Origin of the sequence: Brevibacterium yomogidense, assembly GCF_016107685.1 — a bacterium.
Taxonomy (GTDB): domain Bacteria; phylum Actinomycetota; class Actinomycetes; order Actinomycetales; family Brevibacteriaceae; genus Brevibacterium; species Brevibacterium yomogidense.
Genome location: NZ_JABASY010000004.1, coordinates 70752 through 92534, shown reverse-complemented (window position 1 = coordinate 92534; position 21783 = coordinate 70752). Strand labels below are relative to the sequence as shown.

Annotated in this window: 21 protein-coding genes; 12 read left to right on the top strand and 9 right to left on the bottom strand. The window is 69.5% G+C overall.

What is annotated here, in order from left to right:
- Nucleotides 1–2: 2 nt before the first annotated feature.
- The 4 genes from JFC09_RS11365 to JFC09_RS11350 form a co-directional block, all read right to left on the bottom strand.
- Nucleotides 3–1292: an MFS transporter gene (locus JFC09_RS11365; RefSeq protein ID WP_198394149.1), complete on the bottom strand. Its 1290-nt coding sequence runs from the start codon at nt 1290–1292 to the stop codon at nt 3–5.
- Nucleotides 1289–2224 carry a DUF3027 domain-containing protein gene (locus tag JFC09_RS11360; RefSeq protein ID WP_198394148.1) on the bottom strand — a complete coding sequence of 312 codons (936 nt, stop codon included), beginning with the start codon at nt 2222–2224 and terminating at the stop codon, nt 1289–1291. The genes JFC09_RS11365 and JFC09_RS11360 overlap by 4 nt, the downstream gene beginning before the upstream one ends.
- Nucleotides 2224–2592, bottom strand: coding sequence for a cold-shock protein (locus tag JFC09_RS11355; protein WP_198394147.1), 369 nt, complete (start codon nt 2590–2592; stop codon nt 2224–2226). The genes JFC09_RS11360 and JFC09_RS11355 overlap by 1 nt, the downstream gene beginning before the upstream one ends.
- 238 nt (nt 2593–2830) lie before the next feature.
- Complete coding sequence (locus tag JFC09_RS11350; RefSeq protein WP_198394146.1) at nt 2831–3061, bottom strand: hypothetical protein; 231 nt, start codon at nt 3059–3061, stop codon at nt 2831–2833.
- Between the two features lie 65 nt (nt 3062–3126).
- Between JFC09_RS11350 and JFC09_RS11345 the strand changes: the two genes are divergently transcribed.
- Nucleotides 3127–5613 carry a helicase-associated domain-containing protein gene (locus JFC09_RS11345; protein WP_198394145.1) on the top strand — a complete coding sequence of 829 codons (2487 nt, stop codon included), beginning with the start codon at nt 3127–3129 and terminating at the stop codon, nt 5611–5613.
- A gap of 23 nt (nt 5614–5636) precedes the next feature.
- Nucleotides 5637–7475: a DNA repair helicase XPB gene (locus JFC09_RS11340; RefSeq protein ID WP_198394144.1), complete on the top strand. Its 1839-nt coding sequence runs from the start codon at nt 5637–5639 to the stop codon at nt 7473–7475.
- 80 nt (nt 7476–7555) lie between these two features.
- Here JFC09_RS11340 and JFC09_RS11335 read toward each other — a convergent pair whose 3' ends face one another.
- The 3 genes from JFC09_RS11335 to JFC09_RS11325 are packed head-to-tail and all read right to left on the bottom strand — an operon-like array spanning nt 7556 to nt 9523.
- On the bottom strand, nt 7556–8308 hold the full coding sequence (locus JFC09_RS11335; RefSeq protein WP_198394143.1) for an ABC transporter permease: 753 nt from the start codon (nt 8306–8308) through the stop codon (nt 7556–7558).
- Nucleotides 8305–9021, bottom strand: coding sequence for an ABC transporter ATP-binding protein (locus JFC09_RS11330; RefSeq protein WP_332839748.1), 717 nt, complete (start codon nt 9019–9021; stop codon nt 8305–8307). The genes JFC09_RS11335 and JFC09_RS11330 overlap by 4 nt, the downstream gene beginning before the upstream one ends.
- A gap of 1 nt (nt 9022) precedes the next feature.
- Nucleotides 9023–9523, bottom strand: coding sequence for a TetR/AcrR family transcriptional regulator (locus tag JFC09_RS11325; protein ID WP_198394141.1), 501 nt, complete (start codon nt 9521–9523; stop codon nt 9023–9025).
- Nucleotides 9524–9684: 161 nt separating this feature from the next.
- Between JFC09_RS11325 and JFC09_RS11320 the strand changes: the two genes are divergently transcribed.
- Complete coding sequence (locus JFC09_RS11320) at nt 9685–10098, top strand: MmcQ/YjbR family DNA-binding protein (protein WP_198394140.1); 414 nt, start codon at nt 9685–9687, stop codon at nt 10096–10098.
- A gap of 93 nt (nt 10099–10191) precedes the next feature.
- On the opposite strand, the gene JFC09_RS11315 is transcribed toward JFC09_RS11320, so the two are convergent.
- Complete coding sequence (locus JFC09_RS11315) at nt 10192–11346, bottom strand: EamA family transporter (protein ID WP_232483488.1); 1155 nt, start codon at nt 11344–11346, stop codon at nt 10192–10194.
- 253 nt (nt 11347–11599) lie between these two features.
- Here JFC09_RS11315 and JFC09_RS11310 point away from each other — a divergent pair, with 253 nt between their 5' ends.
- From JFC09_RS11310 to JFC09_RS11295, 4 genes are all read left to right on the top strand, one after another.
- Nucleotides 11600–12274, top strand: coding sequence for a CGNR zinc finger domain-containing protein (locus JFC09_RS11310; protein WP_198394139.1), 675 nt, complete (start codon nt 11600–11602; stop codon nt 12272–12274).
- Nucleotides 12275–12568: 294 nt separating this feature from the next.
- Entirely contained in the window at nt 12569–14197 is a 1629-nt protein-coding gene (locus JFC09_RS11305) for an FMN-binding glutamate synthase family protein (RefSeq protein ID WP_198394138.1), read from the top strand.
- A gap of 66 nt (nt 14198–14263) precedes the next feature.
- Nucleotides 14264–15028, top strand: a complete 765-nt coding sequence (locus JFC09_RS11300; protein WP_198394137.1) for a response regulator transcription factor — start codon at nt 14264–14266, stop codon at nt 15026–15028.
- Between the two features lie 127 nt (nt 15029–15155).
- Nucleotides 15156–17048, top strand: a complete 1893-nt coding sequence (locus JFC09_RS11295) for a sensor histidine kinase (protein ID WP_232483518.1) — start codon at nt 15156–15158, stop codon at nt 17046–17048.
- Between the two features lie 94 nt (nt 17049–17142).
- On the opposite strand, the gene JFC09_RS11290 is transcribed toward JFC09_RS11295, so the two are convergent.
- Nucleotides 17143–17547, bottom strand: a complete 405-nt coding sequence (locus tag JFC09_RS11290) for a hypothetical protein (protein ID WP_198394135.1) — start codon at nt 17545–17547, stop codon at nt 17143–17145.
- Between the two features lie 100 nt (nt 17548–17647).
- Here JFC09_RS11290 and JFC09_RS11285 point away from each other — a divergent pair, with 100 nt between their 5' ends.
- The 5 genes from JFC09_RS11285 (at nt 17648) to htpX (ending at nt 21762) form a co-directional block, all read left to right on the top strand.
- On the top strand, nt 17648–19090 hold the full coding sequence (locus JFC09_RS11285) for a S1C family serine protease (protein ID WP_198394134.1): 1443 nt from the start codon (nt 17648–17650) through the stop codon (nt 19088–19090).
- 194 nt (nt 19091–19284) lie between these two features.
- Entirely contained in the window at nt 19285–19575 is a 291-nt protein-coding gene (locus tag JFC09_RS11280) for a WXG100 family type VII secretion target (RefSeq protein WP_198394133.1), read from the top strand.
- A gap of 124 nt (nt 19576–19699) precedes the next feature.
- A complete protein-coding gene (locus JFC09_RS11275; protein WP_198394132.1) occupies nt 19700–20515 on the top strand; it encodes a PspA/IM30 family protein in 816 nt (271 codons plus the stop codon).
- Complete coding sequence (gene pspAA, locus JFC09_RS11270; RefSeq protein WP_198394131.1) at nt 20512–20793, top strand: PspA-associated protein PspAA; 282 nt, start codon at nt 20512–20514, stop codon at nt 20791–20793. The genes JFC09_RS11275 and pspAA overlap by 4 nt, the downstream gene beginning before the upstream one ends.
- Before the next feature lie 78 nt (nt 20794–20871).
- Entirely contained in the window at nt 20872–21762 is an 891-nt protein-coding gene (htpX, locus tag JFC09_RS11265) for a zinc metalloprotease HtpX (RefSeq protein WP_198394130.1), read from the top strand.
- Nucleotides 21763–21783 lie beyond the last annotated feature (21 nt).

Below are 21783 nucleotides of genomic sequence, written 5' to 3'. Positions count from 1 at the left end.
GGCTACGCCGGTTCGCCCCTGCGCTTGCGCCCGTCGTAGCTCAACCGGATGAACCGCCGGGAGCGGCGGACGTAGTGGACACGCATGTTCTTCGCCGACACCATCCACAGCACGCCGATGAGGAACCCCACCGCGCCCGAGGCCGCCCCCACTCCCAGCGCCGCCCGCGGCCCCAGCAGGTCCGCGATCCATCCGGCGAACGGGGCTCCCAGCGGTGCCCCGCCCAGGAGCACCGCGGTGTAGATCGACATGACGCGGCCACGCACACCGGCCGGTGTCGTCGACTGCACGTACGCGTTCGCGGACGTGAGCATGGTGATGGCGGACAGCCCGATCGTCGTGAGCATGAGCGCGAACGTCCAGTAGTCCGGCATGACGGATGCCGCCGCGCACGCGGCGCCGAAGGCCCCGGCACCCCAGAAGATCACCCGCAGCCGGGGTCTGTCCCTGCGCGCAGCGAGCAGCGCCCCACTCAGTGAGCCGACCGCGAGGACGGAGTTGAGGAGGCCGAATGCACCCGCGTCACGGCCGAACTCCACACGCGCCATCGTCGCGGTGTAGATGCTGAAGTTGATGCCGAACGTGGATACGACGAACAGCACGGCCAGGACGACGAGGATGTCGGGCCGGGTGCGCAGGTAGCGGAAGCCGCCCATGACACCCCGGCCGGGGCCTCGGCGGAGGTGTGCGGCGGGTGAGTGCAGCGTCGAGCGGTCCAGGGACAGGAGGACGCTCACGGTCGCGGCGAACGCCAGCCCTGACAGCAGGAAGACCGTGGAGGCGCCGGCGGCCGCGGTGAGCACACCCGCGACGGCGGGGCCCAGCATGCGGGCGCTGTTGAAGGAGGCGGAGTTGAGGGAGACGGCGTTGGTGAGCAGCCGCTCCCCCACGAGTTCGGACACGAACGCCTGCCGGGCCGGTGCGTCGACCGTGGCGACGATCCCCAGCGCCAGCGCGAGCAGGTACACGTGCCACAGGGCGATGACGCCCGTGACCGTGAGGGTGAAGAGGATGAGCCCCATCGACCCCAGCAGGATCTGCGTGATGAGGAGCAGGCGGCGGCGCTGGAAGCGGTCCGCCAGGGAACCGGCGACGGGGAACAGGACCAGCTGCGGCCCCAGCTGCAGGGCCATGCAGATGCCCAGCGCGGTCGCGTCCTCGTCCGTGAGCTGGGTGAGGACGATCCAGTCCTGGGCCGTCCGCTGCATCCAGGTGCCCGTGTTGGACACCAGGGCGCCGCCGAACCATTTCCGGTAGTTCGGTTCGGCGAGCGACCGGAACATGGAGGTCATCCGCGGGAGTGCGCCTCCTCGGGCTGGCTCGCGAACTCCACGACATCCAACGATTCCGAGAAGTCGTCGATGACGGCCTGCGAGGGTGCGCTGGACCGCTGCTGCACGTCCGTCTCCGAATGCGCGCCGCAGCCTGCGTCCAGTGCGACGATGCGCCCGTCGAACGGGGCCCACTTGTTGGCGCACACACCGAACTTCGTGCGCATGCTGCCGGCGATCGGCAGGAGGAACCCGCACGTCGAGCACTGGCCGCGGGCCTGGCGGGCGAATTCGCCGCGAGGCCCGGCATCGGAGTTCTCCCACCGCTTCGCGGCGTTCTCGATGCCCTCGCGGGACAGGACGCGCGCGCGGCCCAGGCCGAACTCGTAGTTCGGGACCTGGTCGATGTCGTCGCCCGGGTGCACGTCGACCTGTTCGAGGCCCAGCTCCAGGTTCGGGTCGGAGTCCGCCTTCGGCAGGACGTCCTGCGGGCCCATGTCGCCGGGCTCCACCCGCTCGTCCCACGGCACCCAGGCGGGTGCCACGAGGGCGTCGGCGCCCGGCAGCAGCGCTGTTTCGCACACGGTCGCCTTCTTGGACCGGGGTGCGCGGGCCAGCACGGCCACCCAGTGCCACCCGCGGTAGGCGGGGTTCGTGCACGCGAAGCTGTGGGTGGCGAGTCGCGTGTCTTCGGCGACGGCACCCAGGTGGGAGCCCACCTCGGTCTCACCGGCGACCTCGACGATCGCGGCACGTGCGATGTCCACGGCATCCGCGAGCACGGTGTCGAGGACGGGGACGGCAGGCTTGCGAGGCTGCCGCTTCTCACGGGACGCAGGCGGCTGCGTCGCCGACACCTCGGCGGCATCGGTCCGTGTCGTCTTCTGCGGGGCCGTCGCTGCGGGCGGGGCCTCCGTCAGGGACGCCAGCCAGCGGTCGAACAGTCCGGACATCAGCCCTCCAGGTCGTCTGCGATTGCGCGGAGCACTTCCGCCACGCGGTGGGAGTGTCCACTGTCAGGGTACCGTCCACGCCGCAGTCCGTTCGACGTGTCGTCGAGCAGCTTGATGACGTCCTCGATCATCGCGGCGGTCTTCTCCGGGTTCCTGCGGATGCGGGCCGGGGGTTCCTGGATGTGGGCCTTGAGGACCTGCTTGCCCTTCCGGCCGTCGACGATGTCGAATTCCAGTTTGGTGCCGGGCTTCACCTCGGCGCCGTCGGGCAGGGCGGAGGAGTGGAGGAAGATCTGTTCGCCGTCCTCTGCCGTGACGAAGCCGAACCCCTTGCTGGCGTCGAACCACTTCACGCGTCCAGTGGGCATGTCGTTCCTTTCACGAAGGCGCGGGGCGCATTCGATTGATCGTGTGGGGCGGCCTCCTCTGTGAGGAGACCGCTGTCCTGAGAGGGGCGCGCCCGGTGGGCTGCGAACGACCTCTGTGGTGCTGCTGGGGTGGACCTGCTGAGAAGACCGCAGTGCTGCTGAGGCGTCCGGTCCTGCTGACGGTGCTGCCGTCGGTCCTGCTGTCCGCGCGGAGGTCAGGCCTCGACGCGCGGGTGCTTCAGACCGTGCTGCGGCTGCGGCGGAGGATGCTCTGCACCAGCACCGCCACCAGCAGGAGGAACGCGAGCGGCAGGAGGATCATTCCCGCCCAGGTGAACACCGGTGCCACCGTCGCGCCTGCCAGCCCGACGATGACGACGAGCGTGAGGCTCGCCAACCCGGCCACCGCGAGCACTGCCGCGATGATGCCGAGGACGGCACCCGGGGGTCTCTGCGTCTGTGCTGCCATCGGGCACCTCCTTCTCCTGCCGACCAAGAACCCCCACCATGATAGCCCCGACTACCATGGGGAGGATGCCCGAGTCGCCGTCCTTCGCCGCCTGGCTGCGCACCGCCCCGGAACCGTGGTTCCGGGCTTTCGCTGCGACCCGCGCCGATCTCCTCCGCACCGATGTGACGGATGTCGCACGGCTGGCCGTGCTCGCAGCCTCCCGTGCCGCAGTCGCCCGAGGTCTCGAATCCCTCGACGCCTCCGCGCTGCGGGTCGTCCACCGCGCCGCCGTCCTCGCCCGCGTCAACCCCGCCGTCGATCGTGAGGAGCTGCTCGACGCCGCACTCGGCGACGCCCCGCAGTCTGTTGCTGACCGGGAGACTGGTGCCGGTCGGACGTCCGCACCCGAGGCCGCACTCACCGCCGCGATCCACGCCGGCCTGCTCTGGCCGGCGGGCGGGGACGGGGACCCGGCCGAGGCCTCGGCGTACCGGGTGCAGCCGGAGGCCGGCGGGCTGCTGCCGGTCACCGCTGCCGAGCGTGCCCACTCCCCTCACTGGGCGACCGCGACGGATCCGCGTCCGCTGGCGACCTCCCCCGTGTCCGCCGCACTCCTGGAGAACGCGCAGGGTGCCGGTGCCGCGGCTGTGACCTCGCTGGCCCTCACGGTCGTCGCGGAGTTCGGGCGTCGAGAGGTCTCGCAGCTGGTGAGCGGCGGGGTCGGCAAGCGGGAGGCGCAGGCGCTGGCCCGTGCCGCGGGGACGGAGCCGGGGCGGTTCACGCTGCTGGTGGAACTCGCGTCGCACCTGGGGTGGCTGGCGACGACGCGGGACCCCGCGGACCCGCAGTGGAAGCCCACCGCGGAATTCGATACGGCAGCGGCCGCTCCCCGCGAACAGGTGTGGGCGGACCTCGTCACCGCCTGGCTCACGCATCCCGTGGACATCGCGCACGTCCTCGCCGGCACGACCCCTGCGGGCGAGCGCATCCACCTGCTGGGTCGCGACGATCACGCGCGGACCGCGTTCGGCGGCTTCCCGGCCTCGCGCCCGCAGATCCTCACGCTGCGGAAGCTGGTCCTCGTCGCGCTCCTGCGGGAGGGGCGGCCTGACGCACGGACCGGAGAAGGAGAGGCGAGCGCGCACGGCGCGGAGGCGAACGCTCCGCGAGCGGCCGCCGCTGGTACCGGTGCCGGAGGAGCCTCTGGCGCCGGCCGGGACGTCCACGACGACCAGCACACCGCCGGCCGTGCTGTGCGCACGCAGGACCTCGTCGGACTGCTGGGCTTCACCCACCCGCTGCTGTCCGCGGTGCGCACCGATGAGATCGACCAGGTGCTCGACGAAGCCGAGGCGTTCGGGCTCACGGCGTCCCCGCTGGGCTCCCCGGATGCGCACGCGCTCACCCCGTTCGGCCGCAGCCTGGCCACCTGGGTGGAGGAGCACGACGACCCGTTCGATGTGCTCGGTGTGCGGGACGGACTCGACGCGGGCCCACCGCTGCCACTGCGGGAAGCTGTGGCCGCGCTGCTGCCCCCGCTGGAGACCAGGGTGACCCTCCAGTCGGACCTGTCCGGGGTGGCGTTCGGCCCACTCGACCACGAGGTGCGGATGCGCCTGGAGCGGATCGCGGACATCGACACGCGAGGGCAGGGCAGCGTCTACCGCTTCACCGACGAATCCATCACGCGGGGCCTGCGGGCCGGGGAATCGGTCGAATCGATCCTCGCCACGCTGGCGGAGCTGTCCGAGACCGGCGTGCCGACGACGCTCGAGCACATGGTGAACGCCGCCGGCTCCCGCCTGCACCGGGTGCGTGTGGCGCGCGCCCGGTCCGTCATCGTCGTCGACGACCCGACGGATCTGGACGTCCTGCTGGACGATCCGGCGGCCGTTGCGATCGGTCTGCGGCGGCTGGCCGCCACCGTCGCGGTGGCCGACGCATCGTCGGACCGGGTGAGCGTCCTCCTCGAGACGGAGGACCGCCCCATCCTGCGGGTGGACCCCGGCGCCGAGGACGCCGTCGGCACCCGTGCCCCCGTCCCCGCACTCGCCTCCCCCACCACCACCCGCACCACCCGGGTGCCCGCGTCGCGGATCCCCGCCCACATCGACGCGCTCGTCACTCAGCGCGTGACGGGCTCCATGCGCCGAACATCCACGCAGGGGACGCGGGGCACGACGGCGCAGAGCGGCCGTGGCGCGGGCGGGGCGGGACAGACGGGAGCGGCAGGTGCTGCGGCCTCGGCGGGGATGACGGCGTCAGCGGGGATGGCGGCCTCGGCGGGGAATACCTCCGGCTCCGGCGCCGTTGGTCCGGATGCCGCGCAGAGCGCACTCGGTGACACGCAGTCGGTGCTCGCCGAACTGGGCGAGGCCGCAGCAGTCGCCGCGCCGGTCGACCTGGTGGTGACTACCTCGGACGGCACCCACCGCACCGTGCGGCTGGTGCCGCAGGTGGTGCAGGCGGGCCGGGTCATGGGACGCACCGATGCAGGGAAGGCCCTGCGGGTGTCCGTGTCGCGCATCGTGCAGGTGCGCCGGTCCGGTGGGCGCGGCTCAGGCGAGTAGGACGACGAAGGGGAACACCGCGGATGACGCGTGACGGACAGGGACATGTGGCCACGAGAGGACCCCTCATCGTGCAGTCCGACAGGACGGTGCTGCTGGAATCCGATCACCCCGACGCCGCCGAGGCAGCGATCGCCATCGCCCCCTTCGCCCAGCTGTCGAAGACACCCGAGCACGTCCACACCTACTCGATCACGCCGCTGGGACTGTGGAACGCCCGCGCATCCGGCCATGACGCGGAATCCGTCGTCGACGTGCTGCTCGACTACGCGAAGCACCCCGTGCCGCACGAGCTGCTGCTCGACATCGTCGACGTCATGGACCGATGGGGAGTCCTCACCCTCAACCGCTCCCCCGTCCACGGACTCGTTCTCGAGACGACGGACACGGACCTGCTCGACAGACTCCTGGAGCAGCCGGACATGGCGGGGAAGACCGGGACACGGATCGATGCCTCGACGGTGACGGTGCACCCGTCGGAGCGCGGCGAACTCAAGCACGTCCTCCTCCGCCTGGGGCACCCCGTCGCGGACCGCGCGGGCTACGTCGACGGCGAAGCACACGAGATCGCCCTCGCACACGAATCGCACGTGGAGGGGGCGCGCAACGGTGGCCCGGGGGACGGCGCGTCCGGTGACGGGGCCCCCGGTGACGCAAGCGGCGCCTCGGGCAGTGGGAACGGGGCCGGCACCTCCGGCGACGGGGGTGCGGGGACTGTGGGCGGCCTCGGGGGCGGTGCTGACAGCGACGGCAGCGGCACCGAGGGGCTGTCCTGGTCGCTGCGGCCGTACCAGCAGCGGGCCGTCGACACGTACCTGGCCGGCGAATCCGGTGTCGTCGTGCTGCCCTGCGGGGCGGGCAAGACGATCGTGGGGGCGGCGGCGATGGCGAAGGTGTCGACGACGACGCTCATCCTCGTGACGAACTCCGTGTCCGCGAAGCAGTGGAAGACGGAACTGCTGCGGCGGACCACGCTCACAGAGGACGAGATCGGCGAGTATTCGGGGACGGTCAAGGAGATCCGGCCGGTGACCATCGCGACCTACCAGGTGCTCACGACCCGCAGGAAGGGGTCCTACCTGCACCTCGAGCTGCTGGACGCGCGCGACTGGGGACTTGTCATCTACGACGAGGTGCACCTGCTGCCTGCGCCGGTGTTCCGGCTGACGGCGAGCCTGCAGGCCAGACGACGGCTGGGCCTCACCGCGACGCTGGTGCGGGAGGACGGCCGCGAGGACGAGGTGTTCTCCCTCATCGGGCCCAAGCAGTTCGAGGTGCCGTGGAAGGAGATCGAGCGCGACGGGTTCATCGCGTCCGCGACCTGCCACGAGGTGCGCGTGCCGCTCGCGGCGGACATGCGGCGGATCTACGGTTCGGCGGAAGGCGAGGACCGGTACCGTCTCGCAGCGACCGCCGACACGAAGGTGCCGATCGTCCGTGAGCTCGTCGCCGACCACCCGGAGTCGCAGATCCTCGTGATCGGGCAGTACATCGACCAGCTCGAAGAACTGGGTGCGGCACTGGACGCACCGGTGCTCACCGGGAAGACGCCGGAGAGCGAACGCGAACAGCTGTACGCGGACTTCCGTGCCGGCCGGGTGCGGGTGCTCGTCGTGTCGAAGGTCGCGAACTTCTCCGTCGACCTGCCCGAGGCGTCCGTCGCGATCCAGGTGTCCGGCGCGTTCGGCTCCCGCCAGGAGGAGGCCCAGCGACTGGGGCGGATCCTCAGGCCCAAGGCCCACGCGGAAGCCGCCACCTTCTACACCGTCGTCACCGCCGACACCGTCGACGAACGCTTCGCCGGCCACCGCCGCCGCTTCCTCACCGAACAGGGATACGCGTACACGATCGAAACACGGTGAAGGTGGGGGCGGCAGCTCGCTCTTCCGAGACGCGTGCCGTCGGCTTTTTCGAGAAGCGTGCCGTCGGCGGCACCCTTCGGTCAGCGGTCCAGTTGGAGGCGCACCCACGCGGTCCAGACCACGAGGACGGAAGCGAGAGCACACGCACCCGTGAGCGCAAGTTGCACCGGGGTCACAGCCGCGCCCCCTGACATCGCCCAGAGCGCGGGCGCCGCCAGAGGCATCCAACCTCCTGCGCCGATGAGCGCTCCCACCTGCGCGATGACCACCAGTGCAAGAGTGCTCCCGACAGCGGCCAGGACTGAGCGAGCGACGGTGGCGACCCATGCGACCGGGATCGCGATCGCGGCCGAGAGCATCGCCAGCGCCCAGAGCCGCCCCAGCGCAGCCCACGCATCACCGCTGGGCGGACCGTAGCCGAACAGAAGCCCGAGGATGAGGACACCCAGGGCGAGCGCAACGCTGACGAGGGACGCCCAGACCGCGTAGACGGCCAGCTTCGCGAGTGCGATGCGGCCACGGCTGATCGGCAGCGCGAAGAGACCCGTGATCGTGCCGTCGGTGAACTCGCGACCGAATATCCAGGCCAGGACGATCCCGAAGCAGAGGACAGCGACGACGGCGGTGATCTGTGCCGCGCCGGCCAACAGGCCTTCCCAGTCCAGTGCGGCAGCGGGCCCGGCCTGGGCGATGAGTTCGGCGTTCCCACCGGCGATTCCCCAGACGATCCCTCCGAGCAGAGCGAACATTCCGCCCACCACGGCGAGTGTGGCGACCACCCCGACGAGGGAGCGAGTGAGTTTGAGCGCCTCGACACGGATCGCAGCAATCATCGTGCGCTCTCCGCAGCGTCGCGCTGCTCATCGTCGTGGCGGATGCGCTCGAAGAAGACTCGTTCGAGATCGCTTCCCGCGGTATCGAGTTCCCCGATCAATCTGCCGGCATTCATGAGCAGCACACGATCAGCGATCCGCGAGACTTCGTCGAGGTGGTGGCTGCTGACCACGATCGCCGCGCCTTCCTGTGCGCGTCGGGTCAGCTCTTCGCGCAGCAGGATCACCGAGGCGGGATCGAGGGAGTTGCTCGGCTCATCGAGCACGATCACCCGAGGATCGTGCTGGAGCGCCGCAGCCAGACCGACACGCTGTCTGTTTCCCAGCGACAGGCGACGCACCCGGCAGTCCACGACCCCGCTGAGCTTCCAGGTCTGCACGGAGTCGTCCACACAGTCCGGTGCGCCGTGGAGCAGGCGGGAGATGTGCAGGTTCTGCCGCACCGTCAGCTCGGGATACGCCAACGGCACCTCTATCAGCGCGCCCACCTTCGCCCACAGGCGAACAGGCATCGCAGCCAGCGGGTGATCAAAGAGCCGTACGGTGCCGTGCTCGGGGCGGACCATTCCGAGCGCGAGGCGCATCAGAGTGGTCTTCCCCACCCCGTTCAACCCGATCAGCGCCACGATCTCGCCCGGCTCGACCCGGAACGTCAGGCCGGCGACACTTGCCCCTCCCCGGAACCTGAAGCCGACGTCTGCGAAGCTGAGCACGTCACTCACCTCCCAGCACGTCGAGCGCATCGTCCAGGGCACCGACGAGCGCTCCCGGCTCGCTGCGCGCCCAGCCCAGCAGCGCGGCACTGAGTCCGGAGATCATCGCGGTCGCAGCGACCTCTGCGGAGGCAGCGACGACACCGCGGCTGGTCAGTGCCTCGACCAGTGCAGCGACCGTCGCTTCGCTGTTGCGTTCGACTGCCCCGCGAAGACTGTCCGCCTCTGCGATGATCCGCAGACGGGCACGGAGCTCATGAGTTCCGTCGGCATCGACGTCAGCCCACGCCTGCCGGATGCCTGCAGCCAGCGCCTGCATCGGCGGCTCATCGATGGGCCGTGTCCGCACCGCCTCCGCCATCACCGGGTCGAAGGGGTCGGCCAGCAGCAAGGCCTCCTTGGACGGGAAATGCCGGAACAGGGTCATCTCGCTCACCCCGGCTCGCTCCGCGATCCGTGCTGTGGTCGTCGCGTCGTACCCATGAGCTGAGAAGAGCTCCACCGCAGCCCGACTCACCGCTTCATGCGTCCGATCCCATCGCCCCATAATCAAATGTTAGTTACTAACATAGTGAATGCAAGAAGTCCTCCTCGCCCGTATCCTTGCAAGCACACTGCGAGCCCTACGACCCGCACGCCGATGCGGCGAAAGAGGAGACCGACGTGAACGGTGAGGAACTGCACGACTTCGCACGGGAGAGTGCGCTGGAACTGCCCGGCGCCTCGGCGGAATGGCCGTTCGGACCGGAGTACGAGGTCTTCAAGGTCCGGGGCAAGGTGTTCCTCATGCTCACCCACGTCCCCGAGAACAGCACGGGCTACGGCGTGGACGACGAGTTGCGCGGCCAGGCGGTCATCACGCTCAAGGCGGACCCTCAGGACTCCGAAGCACTCCAGCAGGAGCATCCGCAGGTCACTCCGGGCTACCACATGAACAAGCGGCACTGGATCAGTGTGGCGACCGGCGGCGCCGTAGATGAGGGATTCGTGCGCGAACTCATCGCGGAGTCCTACCAGCTGGTCGTCGGTACGCTTCCGGTCAAACGGCGCCCCTTCGGGTGGGACTCCCCGTTCTGAGGCATGCACTGATCGCCCCCGGCTGACCACCCGCGGTCGACGACCCACCGATCTGAATCACCAGCTGCCGCCCCGCGGTCGACGACCCACCGTCTACTGGTTCGAGACGCCGTGCTCTGCGGGGTGGTCTCGAACCGGACGGCGGTGTGTCGCCGGGGGCTCGTCAGCCGAGGCCGCCGGATCACCCAGGGCCTCACCCGCAGGGCCCGGAAACCCTCTCGCGGGGTCACTCACACCACCCGTGCCCGACTCCTCCGCGCCACCCGCCTCCGACTCCTCCACCTCGACGATGGTGAGTGGCCCTGTGGCGGGGTCGGACAGCAGGACCGCACGCCGCTGGACGCGGCGCTCCTGCCGCACTTCGCCCCACTTGATGAAGACCACTCCCACCACGATCCCGATGCCGCCGTACATCTGGATGACGGACGGCAGTTCGGCGACGACCAGCCACGCGACGATGACGGAGAACGGCACTTCCGTGAGGTTCACGAACGAGCCCACGGTGGCACCGACCATCCGCAGCCCGAGGATCCCGCACACGTACGCCCCCACGGTCATGAAGACGATGACGAGGATCGGGACGACCCAGCTGTACGGCTCGGTTCCCAGATCGACGTCCCCGGTGGAGAAGTCCGCGGGGATGATGCCGGTGAGCAGGACAACGACGACGACGGTCGTGCCGACGATCATCCCCAGACCGGTGAGGGCGACGGGTGGGATGTCGACCTCGACCTTCGCGGACACCAGGAAGTAGCTGGCGAGGCACACCGCCGCGCCCAGCGCGAACACGACCCCGAGCGGCGACAGGGCGCTGCCCCCCGGGTCCAGGACCAGCATGAGCCCCACCAGCGACACCGCCATGCCGATGAAGGTGACGGTCGCCGGCCGGATGCGTGTGGTCGCCCACAGCCAGAACACGATGAGGAGCGGCGCGGTCATCTCCAGCAGCAGCGCGACGGCCACCGCCAGATGCTCGACGGCCAGGAAGTACAGGAGCTGCACGCCGGCCATCGACACGACGCCGTAGGACACGACCGTCCGCCACCCGCGCACCACTTCCCTCCAGCGCCCCCGCAGACCGATGACGGTCGGGACGAAGAGGACCAGCGCGCACCCCAGCAGGCGCAGCAGCACGACGGAGCCGGGAGTCCACCCTGCCGCGTACATCGCCTTCGCGAACGGGCCCGAGGCCGCGAAGAAGAACGCGGACAGCAGCACCAGGCCGAAGCCCATGACGGTGCGGTTCATGGCTCAGAGCTCCTTCGACGGTAGGGGCGGCACGGGACGATCGGGCGGGCCGACCCGCCAGGGGTGACGGTACTGCCGGGGATCACGGCGTGAGCGGGTTCTACTGGCGGTGCGACCGGGGACGCAGCTGAGGGGATGCGGCCCGGAGACGACGACACCGCAGTTTTCCTCCCATTGCACATGAGCACCAAGTCACGAGTCAAGTGCGTGACGGTCCTTACATGCGCGCTCGAATCATGTCATCATCGACGGCATGGCCCTCTCCGTCCACACGCAGTCGATCCTGCGACTCATCGCCCAGCTGGCGAATTCGGACATCGACGGCGAGACGATCTCCACGCAGTCCGATGTCCGAGCCCTCGCACAGGCCCACTCCTTCTCTCCGCCCATCCGCATCACCGGCTCGGATGTCACCGAACTCCGCTCACTGCGCACGCGGCTCCGCGCGGCACTCGTCGAGCAGAGCCCTCCCGGCGCGGTCGATTCCAGTGCCGGCACCATCACCGACTCCGACACGGTCACCGACTCCGACAGCGAGAAGTCCACCGGCGACTCTGCCCCACGCGACCTGCGCGCCTCACTCACTGCCAAGGCGGCGCAGCTGGCGAACGAGCTGTTCCGGGAGACGCACACACTGCCGCAGCTGCAGAAGCACGATCAGTGGGACTGGCACCTTCATGCGGTGCCGAACGAATCGGGGATCGCCGTGCGCGCGGCTGCCGACATCGCGATCGCCCTGGCGGACGTGGTCATCGACGATGAGGTGTCGCGATTCGGCACGTGCGCGGCAGAGGCCTGTGACGCGCTCTTCGTCGACCTGTCGCGCAACCGCTCGAAACGCTTCTGCGACCGCGGCAACTGCGCGAACCGCACCCACGTCGCCGCCTACCGCGCGCGCCTGACCGAAGAGGACGCACACGCCTCGTAGGACAGACGAGCCACCTGGAACTCACTGCGCAGTTTCCGATTTGAGTGCATCGTCTGTCACCGATGTCCTGAGGCAGAACTGTCACCGATGTCCAGCGACATAACAGGTCAGTGCACTGTCCACTCAGCCACGAAGATGCGCACTCAGCCGGATGACGGCCCACCCGCGCACCCACCCGCGCACTCACTGACATGCGCACTCACCCACCACCCGCCCGCGCACTCACCCACCACCTCTCCGAGGATTTCCGTATTCGTCCTGCTCGCCGCTCCGGTTCATCGTTACGCTGGAGACATGGCACTCCTCGGATTCGCAGCACTGCCGGCACTCCTCATGATCGCGGGGATCGTTCTGGCGATCGTCAGCAGCACCTGGTGGCTCGTGCTCGCGGGGGTGGGCCTGGCGCTGCTCGTCGTCGCCGTCGTCGACTTCGTCCAGCCGCGCAATTCGATCCTGCGCAACTTCCCGCTGCTGGGCCACGGCCGCTTCATGCTGGAAGAGCTGCGCCCCATGATCCAGCAGTACTTCATCGAGCGGAACTGGGACGGCAAGCCCTTCGACCGGGATGCCCGCGCCCTCGTCTACGACCGCGCGGACGGCCGCCCCTCTGTCAAGAGCTTCGGCACCGAACTGGAGGTGCGCCAGCCCGGCTACGAATACCTCACCCACGCGATCGCGCCAGCACCGGTCGCCACGGAGGAGCACCGCGTGCGGATCGGCGGCAGTGACTGCACTCAGCCGTACGACGCGAGCCTCTTCAACATCTCCGCCATGAGCTACGGCTCGCTGTCCGTCAACGCCGTGCGCGCGATGAGCGCCGGGGCGGCGAAGGGCGGGTTCCTCCACGAGACGGGGGAAGGCGGCCTCACCTCCTACCACCTGGACAGCGGCGCAGACATCATGTGGGAGTTCGGCAGCGGGTACTTCGGGTGCCGCACACCCGACGGCGACTTCTCCCCGGAGACCTTCCGCGAGAAGGCGCTGCTGCCGCAGGTGAAGATGATCAACGTGAAGCTGTCGCAGGGGGCGAAGCCCGGCCTGGGCGGCGTGCTCCCCGCACCCAAGGTGACGGAGGAGATCGCGCAGATCCGCGGGGTCCCCGCGTTCCAGGACTGCATCTCCCCTCCCGGGCACTCCGCGTTCACGACACCGCGCGAACTCATGCAGTTCATCGGGCAGCTGCGGACCCTGTCCGGCGGGAAGCCGGTGGGCTTCAAGCTGTGCATCGGCACACGGGTGGACGTCCTCGCCATGTGCAAGGCCATGCACGAGACGGGAATCCGCCCCGACTTCATCATCGTGGACGGCTCGGAAGGCGGGACCGGCGCGGCCCCGCTGGAGTACCAGGACCACATGGGCACCCCGCTCACGGAGGGTCTCCACATCCTGCACAACGCCCTGGTGGGCGCGAACCTGCGCCATGGGATCAAGCTGGGGGCCGCCGGCAAGATCGCGAGCGGCCACGACGTCGTGCGACGCCTCATCCAGGGCGCGGACTTCTGCATGTCCGCCCGCGGGATGATGATGGCCGTCGGCTGCATCCAGGCGCAGAAGTGCCACACGGACCACTGCCCCACCGGCGTCGCTACCCAGGACCCCCGCTTCTACCGTGGCCTCGACCCGGTGTCCAAGGGCGAGCGCGTCTACCGCTATCACCGCGCCACCGTCACGGAGGTCGCGCAGATGATCGCGACGCTGGGCGCACACGGTCCGGAGGATCTGTCCCGCACGATGCTGCGGAGACGCATCTCACAGACCGAGGTCGTCTCCTACGCGTCCCTCTACAACTGGCTCGAGCCGGGCGAGCTCCTCACACAGCCCCCACGCGGTTGGGCCTATGACTGGGACGCCGCGGATCCCGACCGCTTCGGCGCCGCACCGGTCCCCGTCACCCCCGCGGCAACCCCCTCGGGACGACAGTGATGGACGACACAAACGCATACAGCTTGGATCCAGGCGACTCCCAGACTCGGTCGTCACACTGAAAACATGACGACGCCACGACAGAACTCCACGCCCGACGTCGAAGCGACCCTCCTTGTGGTCGACGACGAACCGAATATCCGCGAACTCCTCTCGACCAGCCTCCGCTTCGCCGGCTTCGATGTCCTGTCGGCCGCGAACGGGACCGACGCACTCCGCATCGCGGAGCAGAAGGACCCGGACCTTCTCGTCCTCGACGTCATGCTCCCCGACATGGACGGCTTCGCGGTGACGCGCCGCCTGCGCCAGGCGGGCAAGCACATCCCCGTCGTGTTCCTCACCGCACGCGATGACACCTCCGACAAGATCACCGGCCTCACGGTGGGCGGCGACGACTACGTGACGAAGCCGTTCAGCCTCGAAGAGGTCGTCGCCCGCATCCGCGCCGTCCTCCGCCGCACGCACAGTGCGGAGGACGAGGAGTCGGCGGTCATCGAGGTCGGCGAACTCGAACTCGACGACGACACCCACGAGGTGCGCCGCGGCGGGATCCTCATCGACCTGTCCCCCACGGAGTTCAAGCTGCTCCGCTACCTCATGCTCAACGCGAACCGCGTGCTGTCGAAGTCGCAGATCCTCGACCACGTGTGGGAGTACGACTTCGGTGGGGACACCGGGATCGTCGAGTCGTACATCTCGTACCTGCGCCGCAAGATCGATGTCGCCCCGACGTCGGACGAGGCGGGCAACCCGATCGAGCTCGAGTGGACCCCGATGATCCAGACGAAGCGCGGTGTCGGCTACATGCTGCGCACCTCGGAATCCAAGTGACCACTTCGTCCCCGCGGGTGGCTGATCGCAGGACGGAGCGCACTGCTCGGTGATCCGACACATCAAGCGCCGCCGTCGCGTGATCTGGGAGGAGTGGTCGCTCACTGCGAAGCTCCTCACGATCATGATGACGCTCATGCTCGTCGTGCTGTCCGGCACGAGCGCCTGGGTGCTGGAGAATCTGCGGTCGAGCCTCATCGACCGCACGGATGCGCAGCTCATCCAGGCGTCAGAGGCGCTGGCGATCCAGGCGGCGGAGACCGTCCTCACCCCGTCTCCCCTCGCCAGTTCGGCGGATCGGTCGCCCACTGAGGACTCGCTGCGGCAGCTGTTGCCCGGCACCTATTACGTACAGTTCTACGACGGCGACGGCGACGAGGTGTACCGGCCGGTCGCCCCCATCGACGACAATCAGCCCCAGCTGCCGGTGATCGACGATCAGACGGTCTCGTCGCTGCGTGGGGTCCCGTTCACGACGGACGGGTCCGAATCGCAGTGGCGCGTGCGTGCCCTGCGGGTGGAGAACTCGCAGCTGCTCGTCGCGATCGCGGTGCCGTTCGATCAGGACATCGACGCGGTGGGCGAGCGCGCCCGCAACACGGTGCTGGGCATCGGGATGCTGGCGCTGGCCCTGGTCGCCGGGGTGGGCTATTTCGCGATCACGAACACGTTCCGCCCGCTGCACGACATCGAGAACACCGCGTCGAAGATCGCGCGCGGCGACCTCTCCCAGCGGGTGCCGACGTATCCGTCGAACACGGAGCTCGGCAGGCTGTCCGCAGCACTCAACACGATGCTCGGCCATATCGAGGACTCGTTCGACGGCCGCAAGCGGTCGGAGAAGCGGATCCGCCAGTTCGTGTCCGACGCCTCCCATGAGCTGAGGACGCCGCTCGTGACGATCCGTGGGTATGCGGAGCTGTACCGTCAGGGGGCTCTCACGGATCCGGACCAGGTGGGTCAGGCGATGCAGCGGATGGAGTCGGAGGCGAAGCGGATGACCGTCCTCGTCGAGGACCTGGTCCAGCTGGCGCGCATGGATGAGCGCCGTCCCACGGAGATCGGTCCGGTCGACATGACGCAGCTGGTGCGCGACGGCGCCGCGGATGCGGTCGCGCAGGCCCCCGACCGGGACATCAGCTTCATCGGCCTGGACGGGGAGGATGCACCGCAGACGCCCACCATCCTGGGTGCGGAGGCGCGTCTGCGGCAGGTCGTCGTCAATCTCGCCGGCAACGCGGTCCGCCACACGACGGAGGGCTCCGCGATCGAATTCGCGGTGGGCGTCGTCGGTGTCCCGCAGCAGGAGCAGGACGCGGCACCCGCTGCGGATGCCGGCCGTCCGGAGGAGAAGAAGAAGGACCGCCGGGGCTTCGTCGGCGTCCCGTCCTTCCTCCGGCTCCCCACACCCTGGAGTCCGAAGCCCGCCGCCGAGGCCCCCAAGACCCCCGCCGGACAGGACCGTCCGCAGGGGGACCCGTCGGCGCCCTCAAGCGCTTCGGGTCCCGCGGGCGCGGCCCCTCACCCCGGCACGACCGCACGGCCGGGTGCGGCCCGAGCGGGTGGGGCTGCGGCCTCGGCGACGGGGTCGACCATCGTCGGGGGCACGCCCGGCGACGAGCCGTCGCAGGCGATACCGGCGGGCGGACTCACGCACTCGAACCCGTTCGTCACGGGCCCACTCGAGCTGGGCGAGGACCTGTCCGACTTCCCGTACGGGCGGGTGCGGTTCGAGCTGCGCGACCACGGCGAGGGGATCGCCCCCGAACACATGCACCGGATCTTCGAGCGGTTCTACCGCCTCGACACGTCGCGCACGCGCGACACGGGCGGATCCGGTCTGGGCCTGTCGATCGTCAAGGCGATCGTCGAATCCCACTCGGGGACGATCACCGTGCACCACACACCCGGCGGCGGCGCGACCTTCCGTGTCGACCTGCCCGTCCCCGGACCGGATTCGGTCCGCCGACCCATTGCCCACGCTGCACCGCAGTCCACGTCTCGAAAGGACATCCCATGAGTCAGCCCACGGAACCGACGCGCCCTGCCACCCCGCGCGGTCCGGGGGATCCGGCTCCCGGTCGTCGTGTGAGCGACTCACGGCACACGTTCCCTCAGGACGCGCCGGCACCGCCGTCCGCGCCGCCTCCCTCGACAGCGTCCTCGTCCGGGACGGGGGGCCCCGCGTCATCCGAGGCGGGTTCGTCCGCGGCCGGGTCGTCCGCGGCCGGGTCGTCCGCGGCCGGGTCGTCGGCCGGGTCATCGGCTGCGGGGTCGCCGGTCGGATCGGCCGGCACCGGCGCGACCGGTGCCGGCCCGTCTGGCAGCGGTGCGACCGGGTCAGGTGCGACCGGGTCAGGTGCGACCGGGTCTGGTGCGTACGGGTCCGGTGTTAGCGAGTCCGGTTCCAGCGGGTCCGGGACGGGGCCGACCCCGGGTGATGGCGCTGGTCCGGACAGTGCGGCGCGCAGGCAGCCGCCCATCGTCCCGCAGATCGGCGCGGCCTCCGGTGCGAGCACTCCGGCCGTCGGCTCCAATCCCTACGGCCCCGCTGGTGCCCGCTACGTATCGGATGCGCCGCCACCGGCAGCGGGCCTCGCCACCGGGGCGATCCCGCGCGTGGCGGAAGTCCCACAGAGCGCCCCGCAGCAGCGTCCGGGCGACCCTCACGGCGGCGGGCACGCCGCTGCGGAATCGGAGTCCCACCCCGCCGCGCAGCACGCGCAGGCAGAAGGCGGACCCGCGACCGGCCCGATGCCGTCACCCACGACAGCTCATCATCCCGGTGGTGGCCAGCACGGTGGCGGCCAGTTCGGCACTGGCCACCCGGGCGGGGGCCAGCCCGGAGGAGGCCAGCCCGGAGGAGGCGCGCAGTCCGCCGGCTACCCCGCCGCGGGCGCCGCTGCCCACCCCGCGCAGAAGATCCGCCGCCGAGGCCCCGGCTGGGCCGCGCTCATCATCGCCGCTCTCCTCGCGGCGATCGTCGGTGCGACCGTGGGCGGCGGTAGTGCGTGGCTCCTGTCGAGTGACGTCTCACCCGTCGCCTCACAGCCGTCGGAGGACGCACCGCAGCAGTCGGACAGGTCGATCAGCAAGTCGACGGAGACTCCCGATTGGGCCCAGATCGCAGACCAGACCACCCCGGGCGTCGCCGCGATCCAGGTGGCGGTGGGCGGCGAAGTCTCCGGACTGGGCTCCGGTTTCGTCTACGACGACCAGGGCCATGTCGTCACGAACAACCACGTCGTCGCGCCCGCGGACACGGACGACGGCGAGGTCCAGGTCGTCCTGGCCGACGGCAGCATGATCGGCGCGACACTCGTGGGGCGCAACCCGGAGACCGACGTCGCAGTCCTCAAGCTCGACTCGCTTCCGGAGGACCTCACGCCGCTCCCCATCGGTGCGTCAGCAGACCTCTTCGTAGGAGATCCCGTCATGGCGCTGGGCAACCCCCTGGGGCTCGCGGACACCGTGACCACCGGGATCGTGTCCGCGCTGGATCGGCCCGTGTCGACGGAGAACATCGGCGACGTGAGCGAGCAGGAGGTCGCGATGACGATCACCAACGCCATCCAGACCGATGCCGCGATCAACCCCGGGAACTCCGGCGGTCCGCTGGTGAACGGCAACGGCGAGGTCGTCGGCATCAACTCCTCCGCCGCGACACTGTCCGACCCCACCTCCAGCGAGGCACAGAGCGGTTCGATCGGGATCGGCTTCGCGATCACCGTCGAACAGGCGACGACGATCGCGGACCAGCTCATCGAGACCGGTGAAGCGAAGCACCCACTGTTGGGCGTGACGATGGTGAATTCGACGGTCGACGCGCAGGGCGTCACCCGCGGGTCTGCGCGCGTCACGGCTGTGGAGGACGGCACCCCCGCCGCCGCAGCCGGGTTCCAGGAGGACGACGAGATCATCGCGATCGACGACAAGCCCGTGAACTCCGGCGTGTCCCTGCAGGCCTTCGTCCGGTCGTCCGTCTCCGGTGATCCGGTCGAATTCACCGTCGTGCGCGGCGGACGCGAGGAGACGCTGACGGCCACCCTCGAGATGCGCTGACGACTCCCGGTCACACGCACCGCACGTGCTCGATCGTCGTGCGGCCACGGGGCCTGTGGACACGTCATCCGTGTCCACAGGCCCCGCTGCTGTCCCTCCTCGCCCCCGCGCTGCCGCCAGCATGGGGGCGACGCCGACAGTCGGCGTCGCCCCCACCGTCGCCGCGGTGGGGGACGCTCCCCGAGGAGGCACCCTTGTCCCTGTTCCAAGTCGACGCCGATCGCGTGCTCGCCACCGCATCCACCGCCCAGACCCGCTCCGACGACATCGCCTCACTGGTCGATGCGCTCATGCAGGACCTCGCCTCGCTCGCAGACACGTGGCAGGGGTCAGCGGCCTCCAGCTTCCAATCCGCGGCGGAGGACTGGCGCGGTGTGCAGAAGACGGTCCACGACTCCCTGCGGTCCATCAACGAGGCGCTGCGCATGGCTGGACAGCAGTACCAGGAGGTCGAAGCCTCGAACACACGGATGTTCAACCCCTGAGTCATGGACGGGCCACGCAAATTGCCAGAGACACCGACTACTGTGGGATCGAAGAATTATTCGCGCTCGCACGCGGCTCCTCCGTCGCGGAGTTGCGGAACGTCAGAACGGAGACCCCACGCCCATGAGCATCTTCCAGCGCATCAAGACAATATTCGGCGCGAAGGCGGACAAGGCCCTCGACCGGATGGAGGATCCCAACCAGACACTCGACTACTCGTACAAGAAGCAGCTCGAGCTCCTCCAGAAGGTGCGTCGCGGCGTCGCGGATGTCGCCACCAGCCGCAAGCGGCTCGAACTGCAGATGGGGCAACTCGAGCAGCAGCAGAACAAGCTGCAGGGACAGGCGCAGAAAGCGCTGGAGATCAACCGCGAGGACCTCGCGCGTGAAGCCCTGAGCCGCAAGTCGGGCCTCTCCCAGCAGATCAACGACCTGCAGAGCCAGCACCAGAACCTCGTGCAGGAGGAGCAGAAGCTCACGACCGCCTCGCAGCGCCTCCAGGCGAAGGTCGACGCGTTCCGCACCCGCAAGGAGACCCTCAAGGCGACGTACAACGCCGCAGAGGCACAGACGAAGATCGGCGAAGCGTTCACCGGCATCTCCGAAGAGTTCGGCGACGTGGGCATGGCCATCCAGCGGGCGGAGGACAAGACCGCGGCGCTGCAGGCCCGTGCGGGTGCGGTCGACGAACTCATCGCGTCCGGGGCTCTCGACGACCTGTCCGGCACCCCGCAGGACGACATCGCCGCGCAGCTGGACTCCCTGTCGTCCGACCAGGACGTCGAGATCGAGCTGCAGCGGATGCGCGAATCCCTGCCCGGCGGATCCGCAGGCGCCCCGCGTGCCGCGCTGGAAGCGGAGGACGCCGTGGTGTCCGACGCGGACGACGCTCCTCAGACCGGTGAGCAGCAGCCGGGGCAGGGGGGTGGACAGGCATGATCATCCGCATCATGGGAGAAGGCCAGTTCGACCTGTCCGACGTGGAGCAGTCCGTGCTGCAGGGCTTCGACGACGAGGTGGAGCGCGCCGTGGAACAGGGCGATGAGACCACCGTGCGTGATGCCCTGAAGCGCCTGCACGACTTCATCACGGCCAAGGGCGCCGCCGTGCCGGACGACTACCTGGGCTCGTCCGACATCCTGGTGCCCGGTGAGGACGCGACTCTCGACGAGATCCGCGAAATGCTGAACGGCGACGGCTTCATCCCCAACGACTGATGACGCCCCTGGGCCGGGTCCGCAAGGATCCGGCCCCGCAGCGTTCCCCCCCCCTCGCCTCACCGAAAGGAGCCGCAGATGGCGCGCACGCGATTCCCCAAGGACGCAGGGCTGTCCGCCCGCATGGGCCTCACCATGTTCCTCAACGGACTGATCTACGTCGTGCTGGTCGCCGCGATCTGGTGGATCCTCGGCAGGAGCACGGGCGGGGTCATCCTCGCCATCGCCCTGTCCGTCGGCATCTTCTGGTTCCAGTGGTATTTCTCCGACTCCGTGGCGATCAAGGCGATGGGCGCCCGCGTCGTGACCCCACAACAGGCACCGGAGCTGCACAGCCTGGTCGATCGCCTGTGCCAGCAGGCCGATATGACGAAGCCCCGGGTCGCGTTCTCCGACACGATGGTCCCGAACGCGTTCGCGACCGGCCGCTCCCCCGAGCACTCCGTCATTGCCGTCACCCGCGGGCTGCTGAACGAGCTGGAGCCCAAAGAGGTCGAGGCGGTGCTCGCCCATGAGCTCTCCCACGTCGCCCACCGTGACGTGACGGTCATGACGGTCGCCGGCGTCACCGGCATCGTGGCGAGCCTCATGATGCGGACGTTCTTCTTCACCGGGGGGCGTTCGCGCGGCAACAACAACGGGGTGCCGATCCAGCTGCTCCTCATGCTCGTCGGCGTCGTCGTCTACGCACTGAGCTTCCTGCTCATCCGCGTCCTCTCCCGCTACCGGGAGCTCGCAGCCGACCGTGCTGCCGCCCTCCTCACCGGCAGCCCGTCGACCCTGGCGTCCGCACTCGTGAAGATCAGCGGACAGACGCAGAAGATACCGAAGCAGGACCTGCGAGAGACCGCCGGCGCCGCGCACCTGGCCTTCTTCAACCTGGGCGGCGCCTTCTCGACGCACCCCAGCCTGGAGAAGCGACTGGCACAGCTCGACAAGATCAGCAAGCAGCTCTCCACCGAATTCTGACCCCCACCGGGACCCCGTCCG

Excerpts from the sequence above, each read along its gene's own strand:
- JFC09_RS11350 (WP_198394146.1), bottom strand. The coding sequence starts at position 3,061 with ATGGCAGCACAGACGCAGAGACCCCCGGGTGCCGTCCTCGGCATCATC.
- JFC09_RS11355 (WP_198394147.1), bottom strand. The coding sequence starts at position 2,592 with ATGCCCACTGGACGCGTGAAGTGGTTCGACGCCAGCAAGGGGTTCGGC.
- JFC09_RS11340 (WP_198394144.1), top strand. The coding sequence starts at position 5,637 with ATGACGCGTGACGGACAGGGACATGTGGCCACGAGAGGACCCCTCATC.
- JFC09_RS11360 (WP_198394148.1), bottom strand. The coding sequence starts at position 2,224 with ATGTCCGGACTGTTCGACCGCTGGCTGGCGTCCCTGACGGAGGCCCCG.
- JFC09_RS11305 (WP_198394138.1), top strand. The coding sequence starts at position 12,569 with ATGGCACTCCTCGGATTCGCAGCACTGCCGGCACTCCTCATGATCGCG.
- JFC09_RS11315 (WP_232483488.1), bottom strand. The coding sequence starts at position 11,346 with ATGAACCGCACCGTCATGGGCTTCGGCCTGGTGCTGCTGTCCGCGTTC.
- JFC09_RS11335 (WP_198394143.1), bottom strand. The coding sequence starts at position 8,308 with ATGATTGCTGCGATCCGTGTCGAGGCGCTCAAACTCACTCGCTCCCTC.
- pspAA (WP_198394131.1), top strand. The coding sequence starts at position 20,512 with ATGATCATCCGCATCATGGGAGAAGGCCAGTTCGACCTGTCCGACGTG.
- JFC09_RS11310 (WP_198394139.1), top strand. The coding sequence starts at position 11,600 with ATGGCCCTCTCCGTCCACACGCAGTCGATCCTGCGACTCATCGCCCAG.
- JFC09_RS11365 (WP_198394149.1), bottom strand. The coding sequence starts at position 1,292 with ATGACCTCCATGTTCCGGTCGCTCGCCGAACCGAACTACCGGAAATGG.
- JFC09_RS11300 (WP_198394137.1), top strand. The coding sequence starts at position 14,264 with ATGACGACGCCACGACAGAACTCCACGCCCGACGTCGAAGCGACCCTC.
- JFC09_RS11295 (WP_232483518.1), top strand. The coding sequence starts at position 15,156 with ATGACGCTCATGCTCGTCGTGCTGTCCGGCACGAGCGCCTGGGTGCTG.
- JFC09_RS11345 (WP_198394145.1), top strand. The coding sequence starts at position 3,127 with ATGCCCGAGTCGCCGTCCTTCGCCGCCTGGCTGCGCACCGCCCCGGAA.
- JFC09_RS11275 (WP_198394132.1), top strand. The coding sequence starts at position 19,700 with ATGAGCATCTTCCAGCGCATCAAGACAATATTCGGCGCGAAGGCGGAC.
- htpX (WP_198394130.1), top strand. The coding sequence starts at position 20,872 with ATGGCGCGCACGCGATTCCCCAAGGACGCAGGGCTGTCCGCCCGCATG.